This is a genomic window from Oerskovia rustica (genome assembly GCF_014836555.1).
Taxonomy (GTDB): Bacteria; Actinomycetota; Actinomycetes; order Actinomycetales; family Cellulomonadaceae; genus Oerskovia; species Oerskovia rustica.
The window spans coordinates 1-21,201 of record NZ_JACSQQ010000025.1 but is presented as its reverse complement, the minus strand read 5'-3'; the positions used below and the strand labels follow the sequence as shown (position 1 = coordinate 21,201).

15 protein-coding genes and 1 tRNA gene are annotated in these 21,201 nt (G+C 70.1%); 7 read left to right on the top strand and 9 right to left on the bottom strand.

The features are described from left to right. Positions 1-105 precede the first annotated feature (105 nt). On the top strand, positions 106-2,052 hold the full coding sequence (locus tag H9652_RS14205; protein WP_191796830.1) for an ABC transporter ATP-binding protein: 1,947 nt from the start codon (positions 106-108) through the stop codon (positions 2,050-2,052). A gap of 11 nt (positions 2,053-2,063) precedes the next feature. Here the strand turns inward: H9652_RS14205 and H9652_RS14200 are convergent, their stop codons facing one another. From H9652_RS14200 to H9652_RS14190, 3 genes are all read right to left on the bottom strand, one after another. Then, complete coding sequence (locus H9652_RS14200) at positions 2,064-2,657, bottom strand: NUDIX domain-containing protein (RefSeq protein ID WP_191796829.1); 594 nt, start codon at positions 2,655-2,657, stop codon at positions 2,064-2,066. 143 nt (positions 2,658-2,800) lie between these two features. Beyond that, entirely contained in the window at positions 2,801-4,270 is a 1,470-nt protein-coding gene (gene rpsA / locus H9652_RS14195) for a 30S ribosomal protein S1 (RefSeq protein ID WP_138824533.1), read from the bottom strand. Between the two features lie 365 nt (positions 4,271-4,635). Further along, complete coding sequence (locus H9652_RS14190; RefSeq protein WP_191796828.1) at positions 4,636-5,661, bottom strand: 6-phosphofructokinase; 1,026 nt, start codon at positions 5,659-5,661, stop codon at positions 4,636-4,638. Positions 5,662-5,792: 131 nt separating this feature from the next. Here H9652_RS14190 and H9652_RS14185 point away from each other — a divergent pair, with 131 nt between their 5' ends. Both H9652_RS14185 and H9652_RS14180 read left to right on the top strand, forming a co-directional pair. Continuing rightward, entirely contained in the window at positions 5,793-6,602 is an 810-nt protein-coding gene (locus H9652_RS14185) for a class I SAM-dependent methyltransferase (protein ID WP_191796827.1), read from the top strand. Positions 6,603-6,782: 180 nt separating this feature from the next. After that, positions 6,783-6,998, top strand: coding sequence for a helix-turn-helix domain-containing protein (locus H9652_RS14180; protein WP_225228263.1), 216 nt, complete (start codon positions 6,783-6,785; stop codon positions 6,996-6,998). Between the two features lie 56 nt (positions 6,999-7,054). Here H9652_RS14180 and polA read toward each other — a convergent pair whose 3' ends face one another. Then, the gene (gene polA / locus H9652_RS14175; RefSeq protein ID WP_404822036.1) at positions 7,055-9,685 is read right to left on the bottom strand and encodes a DNA polymerase I; all 2,631 of its coding nucleotides are present in this window, start codon (positions 9,683-9,685) and stop codon (positions 7,055-7,057) included. A gap of 67 nt (positions 9,686-9,752) precedes the next feature. On the opposite strand from polA, the gene H9652_RS14170 reads away from it, so the two are divergent. Next, a complete protein-coding gene (locus H9652_RS14170) occupies positions 9,753-10,199 on the top strand; it encodes a hotdog fold thioesterase (RefSeq protein ID WP_191796824.1) in 447 nt (148 codons plus the stop codon). A 108-nt stretch (positions 10,200-10,307) separates the two neighbouring features. Here the strand turns inward: H9652_RS14170 and H9652_RS14165 are convergent, their stop codons facing one another. Beyond that, on the bottom strand, positions 10,308-10,976 hold the full coding sequence (locus tag H9652_RS14165; protein ID WP_191796823.1) for a GNAT family N-acetyltransferase: 669 nt from the start codon (positions 10,974-10,976) through the stop codon (positions 10,308-10,310). 219 nt (positions 10,977-11,195) lie between these two features. Beyond that, positions 11,196-11,894 (bottom strand): ANTAR domain-containing response regulator, encoded by a 699-nt coding sequence (locus H9652_RS14160; RefSeq protein WP_138824538.1) that lies wholly within the window; start codon positions 11,892-11,894, stop codon positions 11,196-11,198. Positions 11,895-12,014: 120 nt separating this feature from the next. On the opposite strand from H9652_RS14160, the gene H9652_RS14155 reads away from it, so the two are divergent. From H9652_RS14155 to H9652_RS14145, 3 genes are all read left to right on the top strand, one after another. Then, positions 12,015-12,088, top strand: a tRNA-Leu gene (locus H9652_RS14155). A 195-nt stretch (positions 12,089-12,283) separates the two neighbouring features. After that, entirely contained in the window at positions 12,284-13,324 is a 1,041-nt protein-coding gene (locus H9652_RS14150; protein WP_191796822.1) for a phosphotransferase enzyme family protein, read from the top strand. Positions 13,325-13,530: 206 nt separating this feature from the next. Further along, complete coding sequence (locus H9652_RS14145; protein ID WP_191796821.1) at positions 13,531-14,232, top strand: PAS and ANTAR domain-containing protein; 702 nt, start codon at positions 13,531-13,533, stop codon at positions 14,230-14,232. Positions 14,233-14,493: 261 nt separating this feature from the next. On the opposite strand, the gene H9652_RS14140 is transcribed toward H9652_RS14145, so the two are convergent. The 3 genes from H9652_RS14140 to H9652_RS14130 form a co-directional block, all read right to left on the bottom strand. Next, entirely contained in the window at positions 14,494-17,484 is a 2,991-nt protein-coding gene (locus H9652_RS14140; RefSeq protein ID WP_191796820.1) for a glycoside hydrolase family 3 C-terminal domain-containing protein, read from the bottom strand. A gap of 153 nt (positions 17,485-17,637) precedes the next feature. Further along, positions 17,638-18,051, bottom strand: a complete 414-nt coding sequence (locus H9652_RS14135; RefSeq protein ID WP_191796819.1) for a hypothetical protein — start codon at positions 18,049-18,051, stop codon at positions 17,638-17,640. A gap of 128 nt (positions 18,052-18,179) precedes the next feature. Continuing rightward, a complete protein-coding gene (locus H9652_RS14130) occupies positions 18,180-20,552 on the bottom strand; it encodes a glycoside hydrolase family 3 N-terminal domain-containing protein (protein WP_225228262.1) in 2,373 nt (790 codons plus the stop codon). Positions 20,553-21,201: the final 649 nt, after the last annotated feature.

Genomic DNA, 21,201 nt, shown 5'->3' with positions numbered 1-21,201 from the left:
AGCCGTCCGACGACCTCTTGTGAACCAACTCATGGTGAGGTAGGCTCACTAACGGCGTCGAGGCCCCTCCTCCGCCGACCTCCCCTCCGACCCCCAGGAGGCTCCATGTCCTTCCCCTCGTCCTTCGGTGGCGGCTCCGGCATGCGCACCTTCCGCCAGGACTCGTCCGTGGCCAAGCAGCGGCTCCACCGCGGCACGGTCCGACGCATCCTCGCCTTCGCGCGCCCCTACAAGGCGCAGCTCGCGGTGTTCCTCGTGCTCATCGCCCTCAACGCCGCGGCAGGCGCCGTGACCCCGCTCCTGTTCAAGTCGCTCATCGACAACGGCATCACGGCCGGCCGTGTCGACGTCGTCGTCGAGATCTCGCTCGTCGTCGCCGGCATCGCGCTCGTGTCCGGTCTGCTCAGCATCGGCGAGCGCTGGTTCTCCGCCCGGGTGGGCGAGGGACTCATCTTCGACCTGCGCACCGCGGTCTTCGACCACGTGCAACGCATGCCGCTCGCCTTCTTCAGCCGGACGCGCACGGGTGCCCTCGTCCAGCGCCTCAACGGCGACGTCCTGGGTGCCCAGCAGGCGTTCACCTCGACGCTGTCCAACGTCTTCTCGAACCTGCTCACGGTCGTGTTCGTGCTCGCCGCGATGCTCTCGATGTCCTGGGAGCTGACCCTCATCGCGCTCGCCCTGCTCCCCGTGTTCGTGCTCCCCGCACGCTGGGTCGGCCGCAAGCTGGCCGGCATCACGCGCGAGAGCTACGCCCTCAACGCCGACGCCGCGCAGATGATGAACGAGCGCTTCAACGTCGCGGGCGCGCACCTGGTCAAGATCTTCGGCCGTCCCGAGCAGGAGTCGGCGACGTACGCCGAGCAGGCCGGCCGTGTGCGCGACATCGGCGTGACCTCGGCCATGTACGCGACCGTGTTCCGCGTCGCGCTCACGACGGTCGCCTCGGTCGCCGTCGCGATCGTCTACGGGCTCGGCGGCGTCATGGCCATCCGCGGCACGCTCACGGTCGGCGTCGTCGTCGCCCTCACGGCCTACCTCGCCCGCCTCTACGGGCCCCTCACCGCGCTGTCGAACGTCCAGGTGGACGTCATGACCGCGCTCGTGAGCTTCGAGCGCGTCCTCGAGGTCCTCGACCTCGAGCCGTCGGTCACCGACGCGCCGGACGCGCGCGACCTGTCCGACGACGTCGCTCGCCACGGCGCGACCCTCGCCCTCGAGCACGTCACCTTCCGCTATCCCGGCGCCGCCGACGTCTCGCTCGCCTCGCTCGAGGCCGTCGCGACCGTGAGCTCGGACCCGACCAGCGACACCCTGACGGACGTCTCGTTCGACGTCCCCGCTGGTGCGATGGTCGCGGTCGTGGGCCCCTCCGGTGCGGGCAAGACCACGATCTCCCAGCTCGTCACGCGGATGTACGACCCCACGGGCGGCGCCGTGCGCATCGCCGGGCGCGACCTGCGCGAGGTCACCCAGCGCTCGCTGCAGGACACCGTGGGCGTCGTCTCCCAGGAGGCCCATCTCTTCCACGACACGATCGCCGGCAACCTGCGCTACGCGAGGCCGGACGCCACGGACGCCGAGCTCTGGACGGCGCTGCGCCAGGCGCACGTCGCCGATCTCGTCGAGTCCCTGCCCGCCGGCCTCGAGACCGTGGTCGGCGACCGTGGCTATCGGCTCTCGGGAGGCGAACGTCAGCGGCTCGCGATCGCGCGCCTGTTCCTCAAGGCGCCGGCCCTCGTCGTCCTCGACGAGGCGACCGCGCACCTCGACTCCGAGTCGGAGGCGGCGGTCCAGCTCGCGCTGGACGCCGCTCTCGACGGTCGGACGTCCCTCGTCATCGCCCACCGGCTGTCCACGATCCGCCAGGCCGACATGATCGTCGTGCTCGACCAGGGGCGCGTCGTGGCGACAGGCACCCACGCCGACCTCCTGCGGCTCGGTGGTCTCTACGCCGAGCTCTACCGGACGCAGTTCGCGACGGGCGACACGGCGGGCCCGTCCGACGAGGCGCGCGGGCCCCAGGACGCCGAGGAGAGCGTCGCGGTCTGACTCGCTCCTGGTCAGGCGAAGCGGCCCAGCCACAGCCCGGCGAGAGCGAGGGCCGCGATGGTCTCCCCGTCGCGGATGGTCCCGGCCGAGATCATCGCCAACGCCTCGGCGAACGGCACGGCCTCGACACGCGAGATGCCCTCCTCGGCCTGGCTCGACGACAGCCCCCGCACCGCGCGGTCCGGCGCATCGCTCCCGCTGGCCCCCCGCCGGTTCAGCGTCCCCGTCAGCCCCCGAGCCACGAACACGTGCTCGGGGGCGCTTGCGACTCCGATGAGAGCGTCCATACCACCGACCCGTGTCCACTCCCGGGCGCGGAGCCCCGTCTCCTCGAGGAGCTCCCGCTGGGCCGCGACGACGGGCTCCTCACCGTCGCTCGCCCCGGCCGGGACCTCGATCGAGAGCGTGTCGGTGGTGTAGCGGTGCTGCGTCACGAGCACCACCTCGTCGGCGTCCGTGAGGGCCACGACGAAGACCGCGGGCCATCGCAGCTCGACGACCCCGTAGATGCCCGGCGCACCGTCAGGCCGGGTCACGCGGTCCTCCCGCACCCTGATCCACGGGTTCTCGTAGGCGGTGCGGGTGCTCTCGGTGGTCCACTGCATCGTCACAGCCTAGGGGCCATCCCCGGCACTCCTCGCCCTTGCCCTCGACGGGTAGGAGCCGGTCCCGGGGACGACGACGGCCCGCCACCCGCGGGGGGGGGGCCTCGTCATGACATCACCCTGGCCGTGAGGCCAGGAGGAGATCAGTTACCGGTGAGCTTCTCGCGCAGAGCGGCGAGCGCCTCGTCGGAAGCCAGCGTGCCGGCAGCCTCCTCCTGGACCGGGGTCGAGGAGTAGGTGGCAGCGGAGCTCGCGGACTCGCCCGAGGTGGCAGCCTCGTCGTCGGCCTTGAGAGCCTCGGCGACCTGCTTGCGGTGAGCCTCCCAGCGCTCGTGAGCCTTCGCGTACTGCGACTCCCACGTCTCGCGCTGCGACTCGAAGCCCTCGAGCCACTCGTTGGTCTCGGGGTCGAAGCCCTCGGGGTACTTGTAGTTCCCCTGCTCGTCGTACTCGGCAGCCATGCCGTACAGCGCGGGGTCGAAGTCGTCCGACTCCGGGTCCACGCCCTCGTTGGCCTGCTTGAGCGACAGCGAGATGCGGCGACGCTCGAGGTCGATGTCGATGACCTTGACGAAGACCTCGTCACCGACGTTGACGACCTGCTCGGGCAGCTCGACGTGGCGGACAGCCAGCTCGGAGATGTGCACGAGACCCTCGATGCCGTCCTCGACGCGAACGAACGCACCGAACGGAACGAGCTTCGTGACCTTGCCCGGCACGACCTGACCGATGGCGTGCGTACGGGCGAAGGTCTGCCACGGGTCCTCCTGCGTCGCCTTCAGCGACAGGGAGACGCGCTCGCGGTCGAAGTCGACGTCCAGGACCTCGACCGTGACCTCCTGGCCCACCTCGACGACCTCGGAGGGGTGGTCGATGTGCTTCCAGGACAGCTCGGAGACGTGCACCAGACCGTCGACGCCGCCGAGGTCCACGAACGCACCGAAGTTGACGATCGAGGAGACGACACCGGGGCGCACCTGGCCCTTCTGCAGGGTCTGCAGGAAGGTCGAGCGAACCTCGGACTGCGTCTGCTCGAGCCACGCACGACGCGACAGGACGACGTTGTTGCGGTTCTTGTCGAGCTCGATGATCTTCGCCTCGATCTCCTTGCCGACGTACGGCTGGAGGTCGCGGACGCGGCGCATCTCCACCAGCGACGCGGGCAGGAAGCCGCGCAGGCCGATGTCGAGGATGAGGCCGCCCTTGACGACCTCGATGACGGTGCCGGTGACGACGCCGTCCTCTTCCTTGATCTTCTCGATCGTGCCCCAGGCACGCTCGTACTGAGCGCGCTTCTTGGAGAGGATCAGGCGACCTTCCTTGTCCTCCTTCTGGAGGACGAGGGCCTCGACTGCGTCACCGACCTTGACGACGTCCCCGGGGTCCACGTCGTGCTTGATGGACAGCTCGCGGGAGGGGATGACGCCCTCGGTCTTGTAGCCGATGTCGAGGAGAACCTCGTCACGGTCGACCTTGACGATCGTGCCTTCGACGATGTCACCGTCATTGAAGTACTTGATGGTGGCGTCGATGGCGGCAAGGAAGTCCTCTTCGGTGCCGATGTCGTTGATGGCAACCTGAGGTGCGGACTTCGCGGGGGTGGAGATGGTCATTGAGTTCGATGCTCCGATGCGGACAGGAAGTAGTTCGGATAGGGATGCTGCTGTGGTGGTCACCACCGGTGACCTCCGCTCCGAGCACGGAACGGCCCCGCCACGACGAACACGACGGACGCGTCACGTCTCAGGCAGGGGGTAGGGCGGTAGGCGCACTGCACCGTCAGACATCTTATCGACGGAAAGGCGACGCGGTCAAAGGGAGCCGGACCGGTGCACGCGCTCTCACCCGCTCGCCGCGTCGAAGCCCGCCCGACCACCGCCCCCGGTGCCGATCCCGGCCTGGAGCATGGACGTGCGACGGCTGCCCGTGGGCTCCACGGGCGGCCGTCTCACATCCGCCGCCGAGGCGGCGACGAGGGTCAGGACAGGGCGTGCGCGACCCGCAGCAGCTCGGCGGGAACGTGCTTGACCTTGCCGGCGATCTCGTCGAGCGGGACGAGCACGACGCTCTCCCCGCGCAGCGCCGTCATGACCTTCGACTCGCCCCGCGAGATCGCGTCGACCGCGGCCACGCCGAACCGGCTGCCGAGGATGCGGTCCGTGGGGGTCGGCTCCCCGCCGCGCTGGACGTGGCCGAGGACGGTCAGGCGTGTGTCGAACCCGGTGCGCCTGGCGATCTCGGCCGAGACGCGCTCACCGATCGACCCCGCGATGATCTCGCCGTACTTGCCGAGCTCCTGCGTGAAGTTCATGCTGCTGCCCTCGCGCGGCACGGCTCCCTCCGCGACGACCACGATCGAGAAGTTGGCGTGCGCACGGTGGCGGTGACGCAGGAACTTCTCGATGGCGTCCATGTCGAACGGGTCCTCGGGGGCGAGCACGACCTCGGCACCGCCGGCGATGCCGGCGTTCACGGCGATCCAGCCCGCGTGGCGCCCCATCACCTCGACGACCATGACGCGGTTGTGGCTCTCCGCGGTCGTGTGGACGCGGTCGATCGCCTCGGTCGCGATGTTGACGGCCGTGTGGAAGCCGATCGACAGGTCGGTCCCCTCCACGTCGTTGTCGATCGTCTTGGGGATCGCGACGATGTTGACGCCCGCGTCCGCGACCTTGCTCGCAGCGTGCAGCGTGCCGTCGCCGCCGATGCAGATCATGGCGTCGAGACGCTCGGCCTCGACCGTCGCGAGGACCGCGTCGATCCCGCCGTCGGAGGCGTGGGGGTGGAAGCGGGCTGTCCCCAGGAGCGTTCCCCCGACGGGCAGCACGTTACGGATGTCCTGGCGCCCGAGCGGGAGGATGTCGCCGTCGACGACGCCCTTCCAGCCGTTGCGGAACCCGATGATGGTGTGTCCGTACTCGCCCATCCCCTGCTTGACGACGGCCCTGATGGCCGCGTTCAAACCGGGGCAGTCCCCGCCACCTGTGAGCAGACCGATGCGCAACTCGAACCTCGTCTCGTGATGAGTGATCGTCGGAAGGCGGACCAGCGCCATCGCTCGACCGACCAGCCCCCACCCTATCGATCACCTGGGGCGATACCGCGGAACGACCCTCCTCGCGAGACGATGGATGCATGACGGATGAGACGATCGGGTCGGTCGGGTACCGCGACGTGCCCGCTGAGCAGGGTGGGGCCGCGAGCCGCACGTGGTGGGACGCCAACGCCGAGGAGTACCTCGACGAGCACGGGGACTTCCTCGGCGCGGTCGACTTCTGCTGGTGCCCCGAGGGGCTGCGCGAGTCCGAGGCGCACCTGCTGGGCGACCTCGACGGCCGCCGCGTGCTCGAGGTCGGCGCCGGCGCGGCACAGTGCTCGCGCTGGCTCGCGTCGCGCGGCGTCGAGGTGGTCGCGACCGACGTGTCGGGCGGCATGCTCGCCACGGGGGCGCGGCTCAACGCCGCGACGGGCGTCGCCGTGCCGCTCGTCCAGGCCGACGCGCGCAGGCTCCCGTTCGCCGACGGGAGCTTCGACGTCGCGTTCACGTCGTTCGGCGCCATCCCCTTCGTGCCCGACGCCGCGGCGATCCACCGGGAGGCCGCTCGCGTCCTGCGCCCCGGCGGGGCATGGGTGTTCTCGGTGACGCACCCCTCGCGCTGGGCGTTCCCCGACGACCCGAGCGAGCACGGGCTCACGGCGAACCGCTCGTACTTCGACCGGCGCCCCTACGTCGAGACCGACACGGCCGGACGCGTGACCTACGCCGAGTACCACCGCACGTTCGGCGACCATGTGCGCGAGGTCGTGGGCGCCGGTCTCGTGGTCGAGGACGTGGTCGAGCCCGAGTGGCCCGTCGACAACCAGGAGGTCTGGGGCGGATGGGGGCCGGTCCGGGGCGCGTACCTGCCGGGCACGGCGATCTTCCGGACGCGCCGGGCGTCCTGAGGCCACCGGGCCGCCCGTCCCTGGTCGACGGCGCGGACGCCCGCGGCGGGCGTCGGCGCGCGCTGCTCACGCCCGGCACGGTGAATGTCACCATGGGTTGACACTCGTGGAGGCGTCAACTTATGTTGACAGGGTGGCGCGTACCACCCGACCGGAGGACACCCGATGAAGGAGCCCGACATGACGACACTCGTCCGCGCGGCCGACGACGACGACCCGCTGCACGCCCTCGCGGCCCTCCGCGACCTGCGGCACGAGGCCGACCGGCGCGAGGCGCTCGTGGTCCGGCGCGCACGTTCCCGGGGCATCTCCTGGGCCGCGATCGCGACGATCCTCGGGGTCAGCCGCCAGGCCGTCCACAAGAAGTACGGCGGATCGCGCTTCGTCCGGTCATGAGCATCGACCGGGCGCCGGGCGGGGGCTCGCGCACCCGCCCGGCAACTGGCCGTGACTCAGTGGCCCGCGTCGTGCCAGGTGCGTCCTGCCCCCACCGAGACGTCCAGGGGCACGGAGAGCTCGGCTGCGGCGCCCATCTCACGGCGCAGGAGCTCCTCGACGGCGTCCCGCTCTCCCGGGGCGACCTCGACCACGAGCTCGTCGTGCACCTGGAGGAGCAGGCGCGAGCGCAGGTCCTGCTCGTCGAGCGCGCGCTGGACCCCCAGCATGGCGACCTTGATGATGTCGGCCGCGCTGCCCTGGATGGGGGCGTTGAGCGCCATGCGCTCGGCCATGTCGCGGCGCTGGCGGTTGTCGCTCGTGAGGTCGGGCAGGTAGCGCCGACGACCCAGGATCGTCGCGGTGTAGCCCGTGACCCTGGCTTCGTCGACGACTCCCGTGAGGTAGTCGCGCACGCCGCCGAAACGCTTGAAGTAGTCCTCCATGAGGCCCGCTGCCTCCCCGACGGAGATGTTGAGCTGCTGCGAGAGGCCGAACGAGGACAGGCCGTACGCCAGGCCGTAGGACATGGCCTTGATCTTGGAGCGCATGGCCGGGGTGACCTGGTCCGTGGGGACGTCGAACACGCGCGAGCCCACGTAGCTGTGCAGGTCCTCGCCCGAGCGGAACGCCTCGATGAGCCCTTCGTCGCCCGACAGGTGCGCCATGATGCGCATCTCGATCTGGCTGTAGTCCGCCGTCAGCAGCGTCTCGTAGCCCTCGCCGACCACGAACGCCCGGCGGATCCGTCGGCCGGCCTCGGTGCGGATGGGGATGTTCTGCAGGTTCGGGTCGGTCGAGCTCAGCCGCCCCGTCGCCGCGATGGTCTGCTGGAACGTCGTGTGGATGCGTCCGTCAGGTGCGACCGACTTGAGCAGGCCCTCGACCGTCTGGCGCAGGCGCGTGGCGTCGCGGTGCGCGAGCAGGTGCTCGAGGAACGGGTGGCCGGTCTTGGCGAACAGGTCCGCCAGGGCCGCGGCGTCCGTGGTGTAGCCGGTCTTGATCTTCTTGGTCTTGGGCATGCCCAGCTGGTCGAACAGGACCTCCTGGAGCTGCTTGGGCGAGCCCAGGTTCACCTCGCGGCCGATCACGTCGTAGGCCTCGGAGGCGGCGGCCGCCACGAGCTCGCCGAAGTGCTTCTCGAGCTCGGTGAGGTACTCGACGTCCGCGGCGATGCCGCGCGCCTCCATGCGGGCGAGCACGTCGACGAGCGGGAGCTCGAGGTCCTTGAGCAGGTGGTCCGCGCCCCGGTCGCGCAGCTCCCCCACCAGCACCTCCGAGAGGTCGAGGACGCCGGTGGCCCGCACGGCGTCCCGCTTGTCCTCGCCCGAGCCGTCGAGCGACAGGTCGAGCGCCCCCTGGGGCTCGTCGACCTCCTCGACGCGCAGCTCACGCTTGAGGTGCCGGATCGCGAGGTCCCCCAGGTCGTAGCCGCGCTGGTCGGGGTGGCACAGGTAGGCCGCCAGCTCGGTGTCGAACACGACCCCCTGCAGGTCGAAGCCGCGAGCGGCGAGCTCGTGCCAGGTCGCCTTGGCGCCGTGGACCACCTTGGGTGCGTCGGCGTCCGCGAGCCACGCCGACAAGGCCTGCTCGTCGACGACCGCGACGTCGGCGAGGTCCACGGCGACGGCCGCGGCGCCGTCGTCCGCCACCGCGAGCGACCACGCGTCACCGCCGACCGGGGCGGCCTTGCCCGCGACCACGAGGCCCACGGGGCGCTCCTTACGGGCCGTGAGCCAGCCGCCGAGCTCGCCCTGCCCGAGCGTCGCGAGCGAGACGTCGAAGCCCTCCTCGACGTCCTCCTCCCCCTCCGGGGCGAGCGCGAACAAGCGCTCGCGCAGGGCCGTGAACTCCAGGGCGTCGAACACACGGTGCATGGCCTCGCGGTCCCACGGCTGGGCCAGCAGGTCGTCCGGGCCGAGCGGGAGCTCCATGTCCGTCAGCAGGGCGTTGAGCTGCCGGTTCAGGCGCACCTGGTCGAGATTGGCCCGCAGGTTCTCCCCCGCCTTGCCCGTGATCTTGTCGGCCGAGGCCAGCACGCCGTCCAGGCCGTCGTACGCGTTGATCCACTTGGCGGCCGTCTTGGGGCCCACGCCCGGGATGCCCGGCAGGTTGTCGCTCGTCTCCCCCACCAGGGCCGCGAGGTCCGGGTAGCGCTCGGGCGGGACGCCGTACTTCTCGAGCACCGCGTCCGGCGTCATGCGCGCAAGCGTCGAGACACCGACCTTCGGGTAGAGCACCGTGACGTCGTCCCGGACGAGCTGGAACGAGTCGCGGTCCCCCGAGCAGATCAGGACCTCCATGCCCACGGCCGCGGCCTGCGTCGCGAGGGTCGCGAAGATGTCGTCCGCCTCGAAGTTCTCCTTCTGCAGGACGGGGATGTTGAGCGTCTCGAGGATGTCCTTGATGAGCGGGACCTGGCCCTTGAAGGGCTCGGGGCTGGCGTCGCGCGTGCCCTTGTACGTCGGCAGGACCTCGGTGCGGAACGACGCGCGCCCCGCGTCGAACGCGACCGCGACGTGCGTCGGCTTCTCGTCGCGCAGCAGGTTCGTCAGCATCGAGACGAACCCGTAGACGGCGTTCGTCGACTGACCGGTGGTCGTCGAGAACTTCTCGACCGGCAGGGCGAAGTAGGCCCGGTAGGCCATCGAGTGTCCGTCGATCAGCAGGAGGCGAGGTCGCGCAGTGGTGGTCACGAGTGCAAACCTATCCGCTATGACTGACACGTACGGAGCCGAGAGCCCGACCACCTCCCCCGACGACGCGGCGCTCGAGGCGCTGCGTGCGAGCACCGTGGGCACCCTCATCGAGCGCATGGGCATCACGCTCGACGACGTCGCCCCCCACCGCGTGACCGGCAGCATGCCGGTCGCCGGGAACACCCAGCCCGCGGGGCTGCTGCACGGCGGCGCGTCGGTCGTGCTCGCCGAGACGCTGGGCTCGATCGCGGCCCAGATCCATGCGGGCGAGGGCCGCGCGGCCGTGGGTATCGAGATCAACGCCACACACCACCGCGGGGTGCGTTCGGGCGCGGTGCACGGCGTCGCGACCGCGCTCCATCTCGGGCGCACCACGGCGAGCTACGAGATCGTCGTCGTCGACGACGAGGACCGCCGCGTGTGCACCGCACGCCTGACGTGCATGGTGCTCGACGGGCGCTGAGCCTCCTCACGGACGCTCAGCGGCCTGGGGTCTCTCCTGCGCCGGCGACGCCCCGACGGCGAAGGGCCGGGCTCGTAGGACGAGCCGGGCCCTTCGCGTGGATCGGGGTCAGCGGACCGCGGGCTCGCTCACGAGCGGAACGTCGAGACCGGCGGCAGCCTCGCGACGGTAGTCGTCCTGGAAGGCCCGGAGGTCGACGGGACCCGTCTGACCGTCGGTCCGCGCCTTGCGGCGGCGCGCGATGAGGTCCTCCAGGCTGCGGGCGCCCCGACGCAGGGTTCCCGAGTCAGCGGCGAGACGGCGCTGGAGCACCGACGTCGAGACGACGCGGTGCCCGGCGGCCGGCGCGAAGCCGAGCCGCGCGAGGAAGCGCTGCACGCCCCGGGAGCCCGGGATCGGTACCGAGAAGACGTCGATCGCGCCGTGCTCGGCCGCGAGGTCGGCGGTCGCCGTGAGCAGTGCGTGCCCCACCCCGCGGCGCCGTGCGTCCTGCGACACGTAGAGCGCCTCGATGTACAGGCTCGGCTCGTCGTTGAAGAGGTGCGGGTCGAGCACACGGGCGAGGAGGAAGCCGACCGGGACGTCGTCGTGGAAGGCGACGAGCGCCGTACCGCCGGGGACCGACAGGAGGACCCGGAGCTGGCGGACCAGCTTGGACTCGTCCGAGAGGCAGACCTGAGGGCCGGCCGCGGACTCGCGGCGCGCCTCGGCACAGAGTGCAGCGACACCAGGGAGGTCGTCGCCGACCGCAGGCCTGACCACTACTGCTGCACGCACGTGGAACCTCCTCGTAGGATCCTCCGACCGCGGAGCACCCCGGCGGCAGCAGAGCTATCTGCCACCGACGAGCGCCCCCGGTCATCGATCGACTGATGCTTCGTGGGAGTCCGGATCGTCGAACTCGTCGTCCTGGACACCTGTCCATGACGATAGCCTTCTTGAGCGTCCCGAACAAAGAGGCTGTTCACGACCCGATTCACGCCGTGCCGCACCGGATCAGGCGCCGCCGACCTGCTCGATGACGGCGTCCGCGACCTCTCGCATGGTCAGGCGACGGTCCATGGACGTCTTCTGGATCCAGCGGAAGGACTCGGGCTCGGAGAGGCCCATCTTGGTCATGAGGAGGCCCTTGGCGCGGTCGACGCGCTTGCGGGTCTCGAACCGCTCGGCCAGGTCCGCGACCTCGGCCTCGAGCGCGCTGATCTGCGAGTAGCGGGAGATCGCGATCTCCACGGCCGGCAGCAGGTCGGCGGGGCTGAAGGGCTTGACGACGTACGCCATCGCGCCGGCGTCGCGGGCACGCTCGACCAGCTCGGTCTGCGAGAACGCCGTCAGGAGCACCACGGGGGCGACGTGCGCCTTGCCGATCCGCTCGGCCGCCGAGATGCCGTCGAGCTCGGGCATCTTGACGTCCATCACGACGACGTCGGGCTTGAGCTCCAGCGCGAGCTTGACCGCGGTCTCACCGTCGCCCGCCTCGCCGACGACGTCGAAGCCCGCCTCGCGGAGCGTCTCGACGACGTCCATGCGGATCAGCGCCTCGTCCTCCGCGACGACGGCACGGCGGGCGGGGCGACCGCCCGACGGCGCAGCGGGGGCCTCGGGCTCAACGCTCGGTTCGGGCTGGATCAGGGGGGGCAGGTCGAGCGGTGCCGTGGCATCGGGCTGCGCGTTGTCGTCACTCACGTCCCTCATCGTAGTGGGAGAACCCCTCGATCGCCCTGCACCTGGGGTGTGATTCTCGTTTCGTCCCGGTTCTGTGGTTCGATGGTCCACGCACCGCAGCGGACTCCTCGTGATCCCCTGACGGCCCGTGCCCCGGTAGCCCAACCGGCAGAGGCGTTCGGCTCAAACCCGATCCAGTGTGGGTTCGAATCCCACCCGGGGCACCCCAAGATGCAGGTCAGCGCGTTGGCGCCTGGCCTGCATCGTCGTCCCCGGGGCGAGATCAGGGCTGGTCACCGAAAGCTCGAGGCCGTCGTCCTGTGAACGAGGCTCTCCCTAGGGCACGCAGCTGTGGCCCGCGCTCCGTCCACGACGATATTCCCTCGCGGCGCTGGTGCGCGTTCCTCCAGGATCTCGGCATGCTCCCGCTCTCCGAGATCCACGCCATGCACCAGTCCGTCGACGACGGGTGGCGCAGCCCTGTCGCCGACGCCGTCGCGACCCGTTGGGGCATCGCCCCCGGCTCGGCCAGGTACTGGCGGTCGAGCGCGTCGCACGTGTTCGTCGTACCCCCGGGCTCCGACCCCCGAGGGGTTCTCTACCTGCGGTTCGTGCCAGCCACCTTGAGAGCACGAGCCTCGCTCGAGGTCCCGGCCGACCTGCTCGCAGCGCTCGGCGCGGACGCCGGCGTCGTCGTGCCGCTACCGTCCCTGGCCGGGAGGCTGGTCGAGACCATCCCCACCCCGCACGGGGACGTCCACGCGGTCGTCGTGCCCCGAGCGCCGGGCGCCGAGCTCGACGCCGACGACCTCACGACCGCCCAGGCCACGGCGTGGGGCTCGGCCCTTGCCCGGTTCCACCTGGCCGCGGCCCCGCACGCGCCGCTCGTCGCGAGCCTCGCCCGCCCCGAGCACGCCCGACCGAGGAACGGCGGCGACGCGTTCACGACCCTCGCGGACATCGCGGCCGGTGCCGGCGACGCCGCCCTGGCCGAGGCGGCAGTCCTGCTCTCCGCCGAGTGGGTCCTGGCCACCGCCGGGCTGCCCGGCGGCGTGCTGCACGGAGACTTCGAGCTGGACAACCTGCGGTTCGAGGACGGCCACATCGTGGCCTTCGACGTCGACGAGACGAGCATCGGACCGTACGCGCTCGACATCGCCTTCGCCGTGCGTGACCTCGTGGGCTCGCACGGAACGCTCGACGAGCCGGAGCGTCCCGCGCTTCTCAGCGCATTCCTCGAGGGATACCAGCAGGTGCGACCGCTGGGCGACGACGAACGCGACGTCCTGTCCCTGAGCAGCACGCACGTCTCCGCACGCTCCCTCGTGCACGGGCACGAGGTGCTCGACGCGGGCGACTCCCCCGACGACCCCGCGTGGCTGACCGACCTCCGGAGCAGCCTGGCCGAGCAGGACACCCGTTCTCGAGGCGTCCTGCTCGCTGCGGTCAGGCCCGCCTGACACGCGGACGGTCACGGCGACACGTCGCCTGGACCGCGAGCGTCACCTCCGTGGCTCCGGCCGGCGTCCGTCCATCGGCCTCGGGTCGAGCGACATCCCGACTTTCGGTCGAGGCGCGCACGCACCCGGTGCGAGAACGTGGAAGGTGCCGACACGAGGGGGTGCCGACGCCGACACGAGCACGCACCCCGAGGAGTCGTCGCACCATGACCATCACCCCCACCCGCCCGGAACGCGCCGACTCCCCGAAGCGCCCGGGTGGTCCTGGGCAGGCTCGTCCGGTCGGCCGGTTCCGGCACGACCTGGCCACAGGACGCTGGTGGTGGTCGTCCGAGACCTTCGCCCTGCACGGCTACGACCTGGACGAGATCACGCCGACCACGAACGTCTTCCTGGCGCTCCGCCACCCCGACGACCGCGCCGACGTCGAGGAGGTGCTCCGCCGCGCAGGCGAGGACGCGATGCCCTTCTCGAGCGTCCACCGCATCGAGACGGCCCGGGGCCGTGAGCGGACCCTGTGCCTCGTGGGACAGGGGCGGCGCGACCGCGACACGCACGAGGTCGTCGAGGTCATGGGGTACTTCACCGACCTCACGAGCGCCCTCGCCCGGCGGGCGGAGGTCATCGCGGGTGAGCAGATCCGCGCCGCTGCCGAGCATCGCGCAACGATCGAGCAGGCGAAGGGCGTCCTGGCCCTCACGTGCGACGTGAGCGCCAGCCGCGCCTTCAGCGTGCTGCGCGCCGCGTCGAACGACCACAACGTGCCGTTGCGCAGGCTGTCGGGATGGGTCGTCGAGCTGGCCGAGCGGCTCCCGGCCCCCGAGGACCATCGACGGTCGGTGAACGAGCTCCTGGACCGACCCCGCGAGCCCCGGCCTGCAGTCGACGTGCTCGACCGATCGGCCTGACCGACGGGTCACCGCGCGTCGTCGATCGCGCGCACCGCCGTCGTCGGGACACGACGATGCCCTCGTGAGCGCCGCCCCACCCCGTCGGGGAGGGAAAGGCGCTCACGAGGGCATCGGTGTCCCCCGAGAGGGACGAGGAGGCAAGCTGGCCGGGCGGCCGGCGGGACGCGCTGGAACACGCACCGTCGGCCACCCCGCCGGAGGAACCTCGGTCCGTCGTGCACGTGACGGGGACCACCCGCACGACGGACCGAGGCGGTCTCAGGAGTCGGCGCCGACGGTCACCCGCTCCGGGGTGGCGGTGGGAGCCTCGGCCTTGCGGTGCCGCAGCACACGACGCGTCACCATGAACCCGCCGGCCAGCACCAGGAGGCCGATCAGCACCGTCGCACCGATCTGGATGTAGACCCAGGTCGGCGGCGTGTAGGTGACCGTCGCCCCGGGCGCGAGCCCGTTCATGGCGTTGGAGTTGGCGACCGTGAACAGGATGTTGTGCGTCGCCTCACGGATGTCGCTGACCGCCTTGGCCGACGTGGTGTCCCCGAGGGACTTCGACGGCTGGAAGGTCAGGGTGAGGTCCGTGCCGGCGCTGATGCTCTGGTTCGGGTTCATGTACGGGTACAGGTTGAAGTCCGAGATCGCGAAGCCCTCGAAGCCCCACTCGGTACGCAGGACGTTCGTCATGAGCGCCTCGGAGCCACCGGCCCACGTGGCGCCGATGCGGTTGAACGAGCTCATGATGCTGCCCGCACCGATCGTCGTCTCCGAGATCGTTCCCTCGTCGTCGGACACGTACTGCACGTCCATGGTGATGCCCTTGACGGCCATCTCGAACGGCTTGAGGTAGATCTCCCGGATCGTCTGCTCGGTCGCCCACGTCGCGATGCCGTTGTTGACGCGGTTCGTCTCCTGCTCGTTGAGCGCGAAGTGCTTGAGCGCGGTGTAGACACCCTTCGTCGCGGCGCCGTTGGCCACCGAGGTCGCCATCGCGCCCGAGAGGAACGGGTCCTCCGAGTAGTACTCGAAGTTGCGACCACCGAACGGCGAACGGTGCAGGTTCATCGCCGGCGCGTACCAACCGTTGATGCCCTTGAACATCGCCTCGTTGCCGAGCATCTCGCCCATGGCCGCACCGAGCTCGACGTCCCACGTCTGCGCGATGAGGAACTCCGAGGGGTAGGCCACTCCGTTGATCGAGGAGTTGATGAACGAGGAGAAGCCGGCGGGCCCGTCGGGCTCGACGGTCTGCGGCTTGGCGATCGAGCCGATAGCGGCCGTCTGGTAGGCGCCGTTGAGCAGCATGGACGTCATGTCGCCGACGGAGACCGCGTCGAGCAGCTCGTCCCACTTCGGGTCGTCCTTGGGCAGGCCGCGCATGTCGACGAGGGTCAGGTCCGTCTGCGCACCGGTCGTGGGCTTCTCGCCCTCGAACGCCGCCGCTGCCGCCTCGAGGTCCCAGGGCTCGAAGCCCTTCTGGACGGCCTCGTCGGCGACGAGCATGTCCGCGGTCGGCGCCTTCGGGAACGTCCCGGCGAAGTCCGCGCGGGACATCGACAGGATCTTGCCGTCGGGCGGCTCGGCGCTGAACTGCGCCGAGACGTCGTCGAACTGGTTCGTGACCTCGGCGAGGTCCGTCGCACGGTGGTCGTCACCCGAGTACACGACGTCGGAGTCGACCGTGTAGACGACCGGCTCCGTGCCCGGAGCGACGGTGTGGGAGTCGGTCCGCAGCGAGATGCTGTAGTCGCCCGCCTCGAGGACGTACGCCTTGTTACCCAGGTGGTCGTAGGACGCCATGTCCTCGACGGCGAGGTCGATCGTGACCGTCTCGCTCGCGCCGGGCTCCAGGAGCCCCGTCTTGGTGAAGCCACCGAGCACGACCTCGGACTTCTCGATGCCGCCCGCCGTGTAGGGAGCGGAGTAGTAGAGCTCGACGACGTCCTTGCCCGCGGTGGCGCCCGTGTTCGTGACCTCGACCGTCACGGAGATCTTCCCGTCGACCTCGCCGGCCTCGGTGCTGACGACCTTCCAGGCGAAGTCGGAGTAGCTCAGGCCGTACCCGAAGGGGTAGACGACGGCCTCGTCGTAGTCGATGAAGCCCTCGGCCGCCGCGGTCTCGTAGTAGCGGTAGCCGAAGTAGATGCCCTCGGCGTAGTTCACGAACGGGGCGTCGGACGTGAGCGTCGCGTTGGAGGTGGCCTTCTCGATCGCCGGGACCGGGAAGGACGCCTCGATGTTGTCGTAGACGAACCCGCCGAAGTTGGCGAACGTCGGGTCGGCCGTGAAGTCGGCAGCCCACAGGTCTGCGGTGCGGCCGGACGGGTTCACGTCGCCCGCCAGGATGCGCCCCAGGGCACTGAGGCCCGTGGCGCCCGGCGAACCGGCCAGCAGGATCGAGTCGATCTCAGGGTCGTCCTGCAAGGCGCCCATCTCGATGGTCGTGGAGGAGTTGACGACGACGACCACGTTCTCGAAGCTCGACTTCGCGAGCTCGATCATGTCCTTCTCGTCCTGGTTCAGCTCGAGCTGGTGCTGACCGGGTGCGGCGTTGTCGTCCCAGCCGGTCATGTCCTGCGTGAGGTCGCCGCCCTCACCACCGGGCCGACCGACGAACACGACGGCGGCGTCGGAGTAGTCGGCGAACGACGCGGACTGCGCCTCGTACTCGCCCACCGGCAGCTCACCGATGTAGTAGGTGGAGATGTCGGGGCGGTCCATCTCGATGTAGCCCCGAGGGTTCTCCGCAGCGAACTCCTCGATCGTGGTGAAGACCTGGTCGTTCACCTCGAAGCCGGCGTTCTCCAGCCCGGCACGGGCGGTGACCGCCGAGTTCGTGTCGACCGAGCCGGAGCCGGAGCCTCCGAACACCGGGTCCGCAGCCGCGCGTCCCAGCATCGTCACGCGCGAGCTCGTCGCCAGGGGAAGCGTGCCCGCCTCGTTCTTGGCCAGGACGATGCCGCCTGCCGCGATCTCCTCGACGAGGGACTTGGCCGCCTCGTCGACCTCCTCGATGCTGCCGAAGTCGGACGTGTAGTACTCGGTGTCCCAGCCGGCGGACTCGGCCGCGTTCGTGAACTCGTACGTACCGGAACCGAACTGGGACGCGACCCAGCCGCCGGCGACGTTGAGCGCCACGTTCGCGACGACCGTCACCACCGTCACCGTGGCGAGGGCGGGGGCCCAGATCCACAGGTACTTCTTGTTCGACATCGGCTTCTTCTGCCGGTCGGCGTTGTTCGCCTTGGCGTTCACTGCATTCCTCCTCGAGTGCGGGCAGCGATCAGGTCATGGGGATCGCCGGCTTGCGCCGCGGACGTGACGCACTGCCAGCGTCTCGTCGTGATGGGTCGACGGCCCGGTCCCGCGGACGTCGTCTGGCCAGGGACCGGGCGGTGCTCCGTGGAGCTACTCCGAGACCTCGGAGATCTTTCCGTCCTGGTCGATCTGCCACGTCTGGCCGGTGGCGGCCGAGTCGCCCTCGATCGTGAACTTGCCGTCCTTGATGTCGACCGTGCCCTGCACGCGCGACGCGGCGTCCGAGGCCGTGTAGGGCACCACGAGGAGGCCGTACTTGACGGTCGGGGCCTTGACGTCGCTGGCAAGCATAATCTGGGCCCAGGAGTCGTCCTCGGCCAGGGCGTCCGCCACGGCCGTCTTGGCGTTCTCGAGGTCTTCCTTGATGTCGACGTCGGCGGCCTGCTCCGCGGAGGCGTTCGCGCCGGAGTCGCTGTCGCCGCTGCCGCAGGCGGTGAGCCCGAAGAGCCCCGTCAGGCCCAGCACGACGCCGAGGCCGGTGGTCAGCACCTTGTTCTGCTTCACTTCTGCTCCTTGGTGAGTTCTGGCCGCGAGAACGTCCCGCAGCCTTACGGGTGTACCGGGGCGTCCACGGGACACCCCGGTACCCGGGTGGCCGACGACTCGCGCCGTCGGCCGCCCGTGCGTTGCCGTCAGTCCGTGATCGGCCCCGCGTAGTTCAGGCCGAAGCCGTAGTCGTACGAGCTGCCCGCTGCGTCCGTGTAGGGCGTCATGTCCTTCGAGACGTCCTCGAGCTGAGCCTCGACCGTGTCCATGTCCTTCGGGAACTGGATCGGCAGGCGGCCCTGCGGCTCGTAGAGGCCGAGCGCGACCTCGATGAGCGCCTGGTCGCTGGTGCCGAAGCCCACGACGATGGCGTCGGACTTGCCCTCGAACTCGGACGGGACGACCGGGTTGATCGCCTTGAGGACCGTGATCACGGGGATGTCCTTGCCGGTGGCCTCGACGGCAGCCGTGGCGCGCTCGAACGCGTCCAGGTCGGACTCGTTCGCGATCTTCGAGGTGTTACCGAAGTACGAGCGGTTCTGCTTGGTGCCGTCGGCCAGGATGTCGCCCGAGAGGGAGACCTTGCGGACGTGCTCGCCGTCAGCCGTGTACGGGCGGTACTGCAGCGACAGCGGGTACCAGGTGTCGTTCTCCAGGTCGTGACCGATGTTGGAGAAGTTGCCGCCGTTGTCCGGGGAGTCCATGCCCACGAGGACGACGTCGACGTCGGTGAGGTCGGGAGCGGTGTAGCTGGTCACGACGCCCTCGGCGTCGGTCACGGCCTCGTCGGTGACGACCTTGCCGAAGTACTTCTCGGCGGTCTCGATGTCGATGCTCGGTGCCTCGGTGTACTCACCGGGACCGAACGCGCCGGCGAAGCCGGTGTTGTAGTTGCGCGGGATGTAGACGGTCTTGTCCTTCCAGTCCGCGGCGTCCGCGGCCGAGATGGTCTCGCCGTCGTTCTTCAGCATGACGACCGAGTCGAGCTGGGCCGCGTAGCCCGCCTCGACCTTGTCGTCGCTCGCGAGGACCGACTTCGACTGCTCGAGGTCGAGGAACGGGTTCTCGTAGAGGCCCGGGTTGAAGAACATCGTGAGGATGCGAGCACCGGACTCCTGGAAGCGGGTCTGTGCGTCCTCCTCGAGCTCACCGGCCTCGAACTTCTGCTGCCACAGGTCGGCGGCCTCGAGGATGTGCGTCGCGTCGTTGACGCCACCGAACATGTCGTGGCCGGTGCCCAGCACCTTGAGGTAGCGCTCGGCCGGGGTGAGGTCCTCGGCCCCCCAGGCCATGCCGAACATCTCGCCCTCGTCGTTGGCGCCGCTCATGACACCCCAGTCGGTGACCACGACGCCCTCGTAGCCGGCTTCCTTGCGGAGCTGGTCCATGCGGTCCTGGTCGTACGCCGTTCCCGTGCGGTCGGTGAACTTCGGGTCACCGTTCGCGTCGAGCGCGATCGAGTACGCGGTCATGACCGCCGCGGAGTCGAGCGAGCCGAGGAACGCCTGCTGCTGCGCCGCGATGTTGTCACCCGGGTACACGCCGTACTTGCCGGCGTCGGTGTGCCCCTCGCGGCCGCCCTCGCCCGGACCGTCACCGGACCAGTGCTTGATCATCGCGTTGACGGACTCCGGACCCCACTGGTCCTTGCCCTCGCTGCCCTGGTAGCCGTCGACGTACGCCGCGGCCAGCTCGGTGTTCTGGTCCGCGTCCTCGCCGAACGTGCCGCCGACGCGCAGCCAGCGCGGCTCGGTCGCGAGGTCGATCTGCGGCGACAGAGCCGTCGTCAGGCCGAGCGCACGGTACTCCGCCGAGGACATCTCGCCGAAGTTCTTGGTGTGCTCGGGGTTGAACGTCGCGGCGAGGCCCAGGTTGGACGGCCAGCGCGAGATGTCCGCACCCTCGGCGTTGTAGCCGCCGGAGCCCGCGGTCGAGCGCGGGTCGGACGCGAAGTTCACCGGGACGTACGGGGTGCCCTCGGTCGCGAGGGTCTCCGTGTACGCCTGCATCGCGTTCGCCCACTTGACCGTCGCCTCGGCGTCGCTCGCGCCGGCGTGCAGCACGTTGCGCAGGTTGGAGTCCTTCAGGTACTCCTTCTGCGCGTCGGTGAGCCCGTCCACCTGGGAGCGCTCGTGCGAGCTGAACAGCATCAGGCCGGCGATCTGCTCGATCGTGAGCTCTTCGCTCAGGGAGGCCGCGCGGTCCTGAGCGGTCTCGCGCCAGTCCTCCCAGGTGTCGAGCGTCCCGTTGCCGTTCATGTCCTTGAACGCGGACTTCTTGCCGTCGACCTCCTCCGTCAGGAGCTCGATCCCGCTGTCGGCGCCGTAGGAGAGGACCGGTCCGTCGCCGGGGTTCGTGACGACGACGAAATCGGTCTTGCCGTCGGTGACCTCACGGGTGGTGAAGGCGTTCCCGCCCTTGGACTCGTTCTCGTCGGAGGTGCCGCTGGTGCAACCCGCAACCGCGATCAGGGCGATCGCCGAGAGCGCTGCCGCGCCCCTGACCCCTCTGGTCTTCATCTGGCCTCGTCGTGCCGTAACCGTAGTCTTCATCGACATCCCATTTCGTCGCGCTTGCGGGTGTACACGTGTGTCTCCTTCGACTCTTCAAGTGCTGCCGCGCCCTAGATGCCCCCTCGTGGCAACATCGGTCGTGCGGGCCTGGTCGACATCGGAGTCGAGTCCGGCCCGGACGAAGCTGCGCTGCGTATGGCACAAGCGGTGTCCCATCTGCGGAGCCCAGCGGACTCATCACAGCGCGGTTCACGACGGGCTCCGGCCCGTTCTGCACAACCTGTCGATTTGAGAGCACAAACTGTCGCGCGGGGCAGTTCGTGGCCCGTCGGCGAGGGGGTTCCAAGCCACCGTGACGAGGACGTGTCGCCGTCACGGAGCGAGCCACGGCCGCCCGCACCTCGTCGCGGCAGGGCGGGACAGCCGGTCGGGCGGACCCCGGGCACGACACGTTCACCGGCCGCCGGCCGGGCCCGAGCGGCACGCGGAGCCCTCTGCCGGGGTAAGGCGGTGACCATGCCGAAGGGCCCGGCACCGTGGTGGTGTCGGGCCCTTCGGGGGGTCTGGTTGAAGCCTCTAGTTGAAGCCGATGACGCGTTGTGCGGCTTTGTAGGCCAGGACGGAGAGTTGGCGTCCGGGTCTGCCGGGGAGGTTG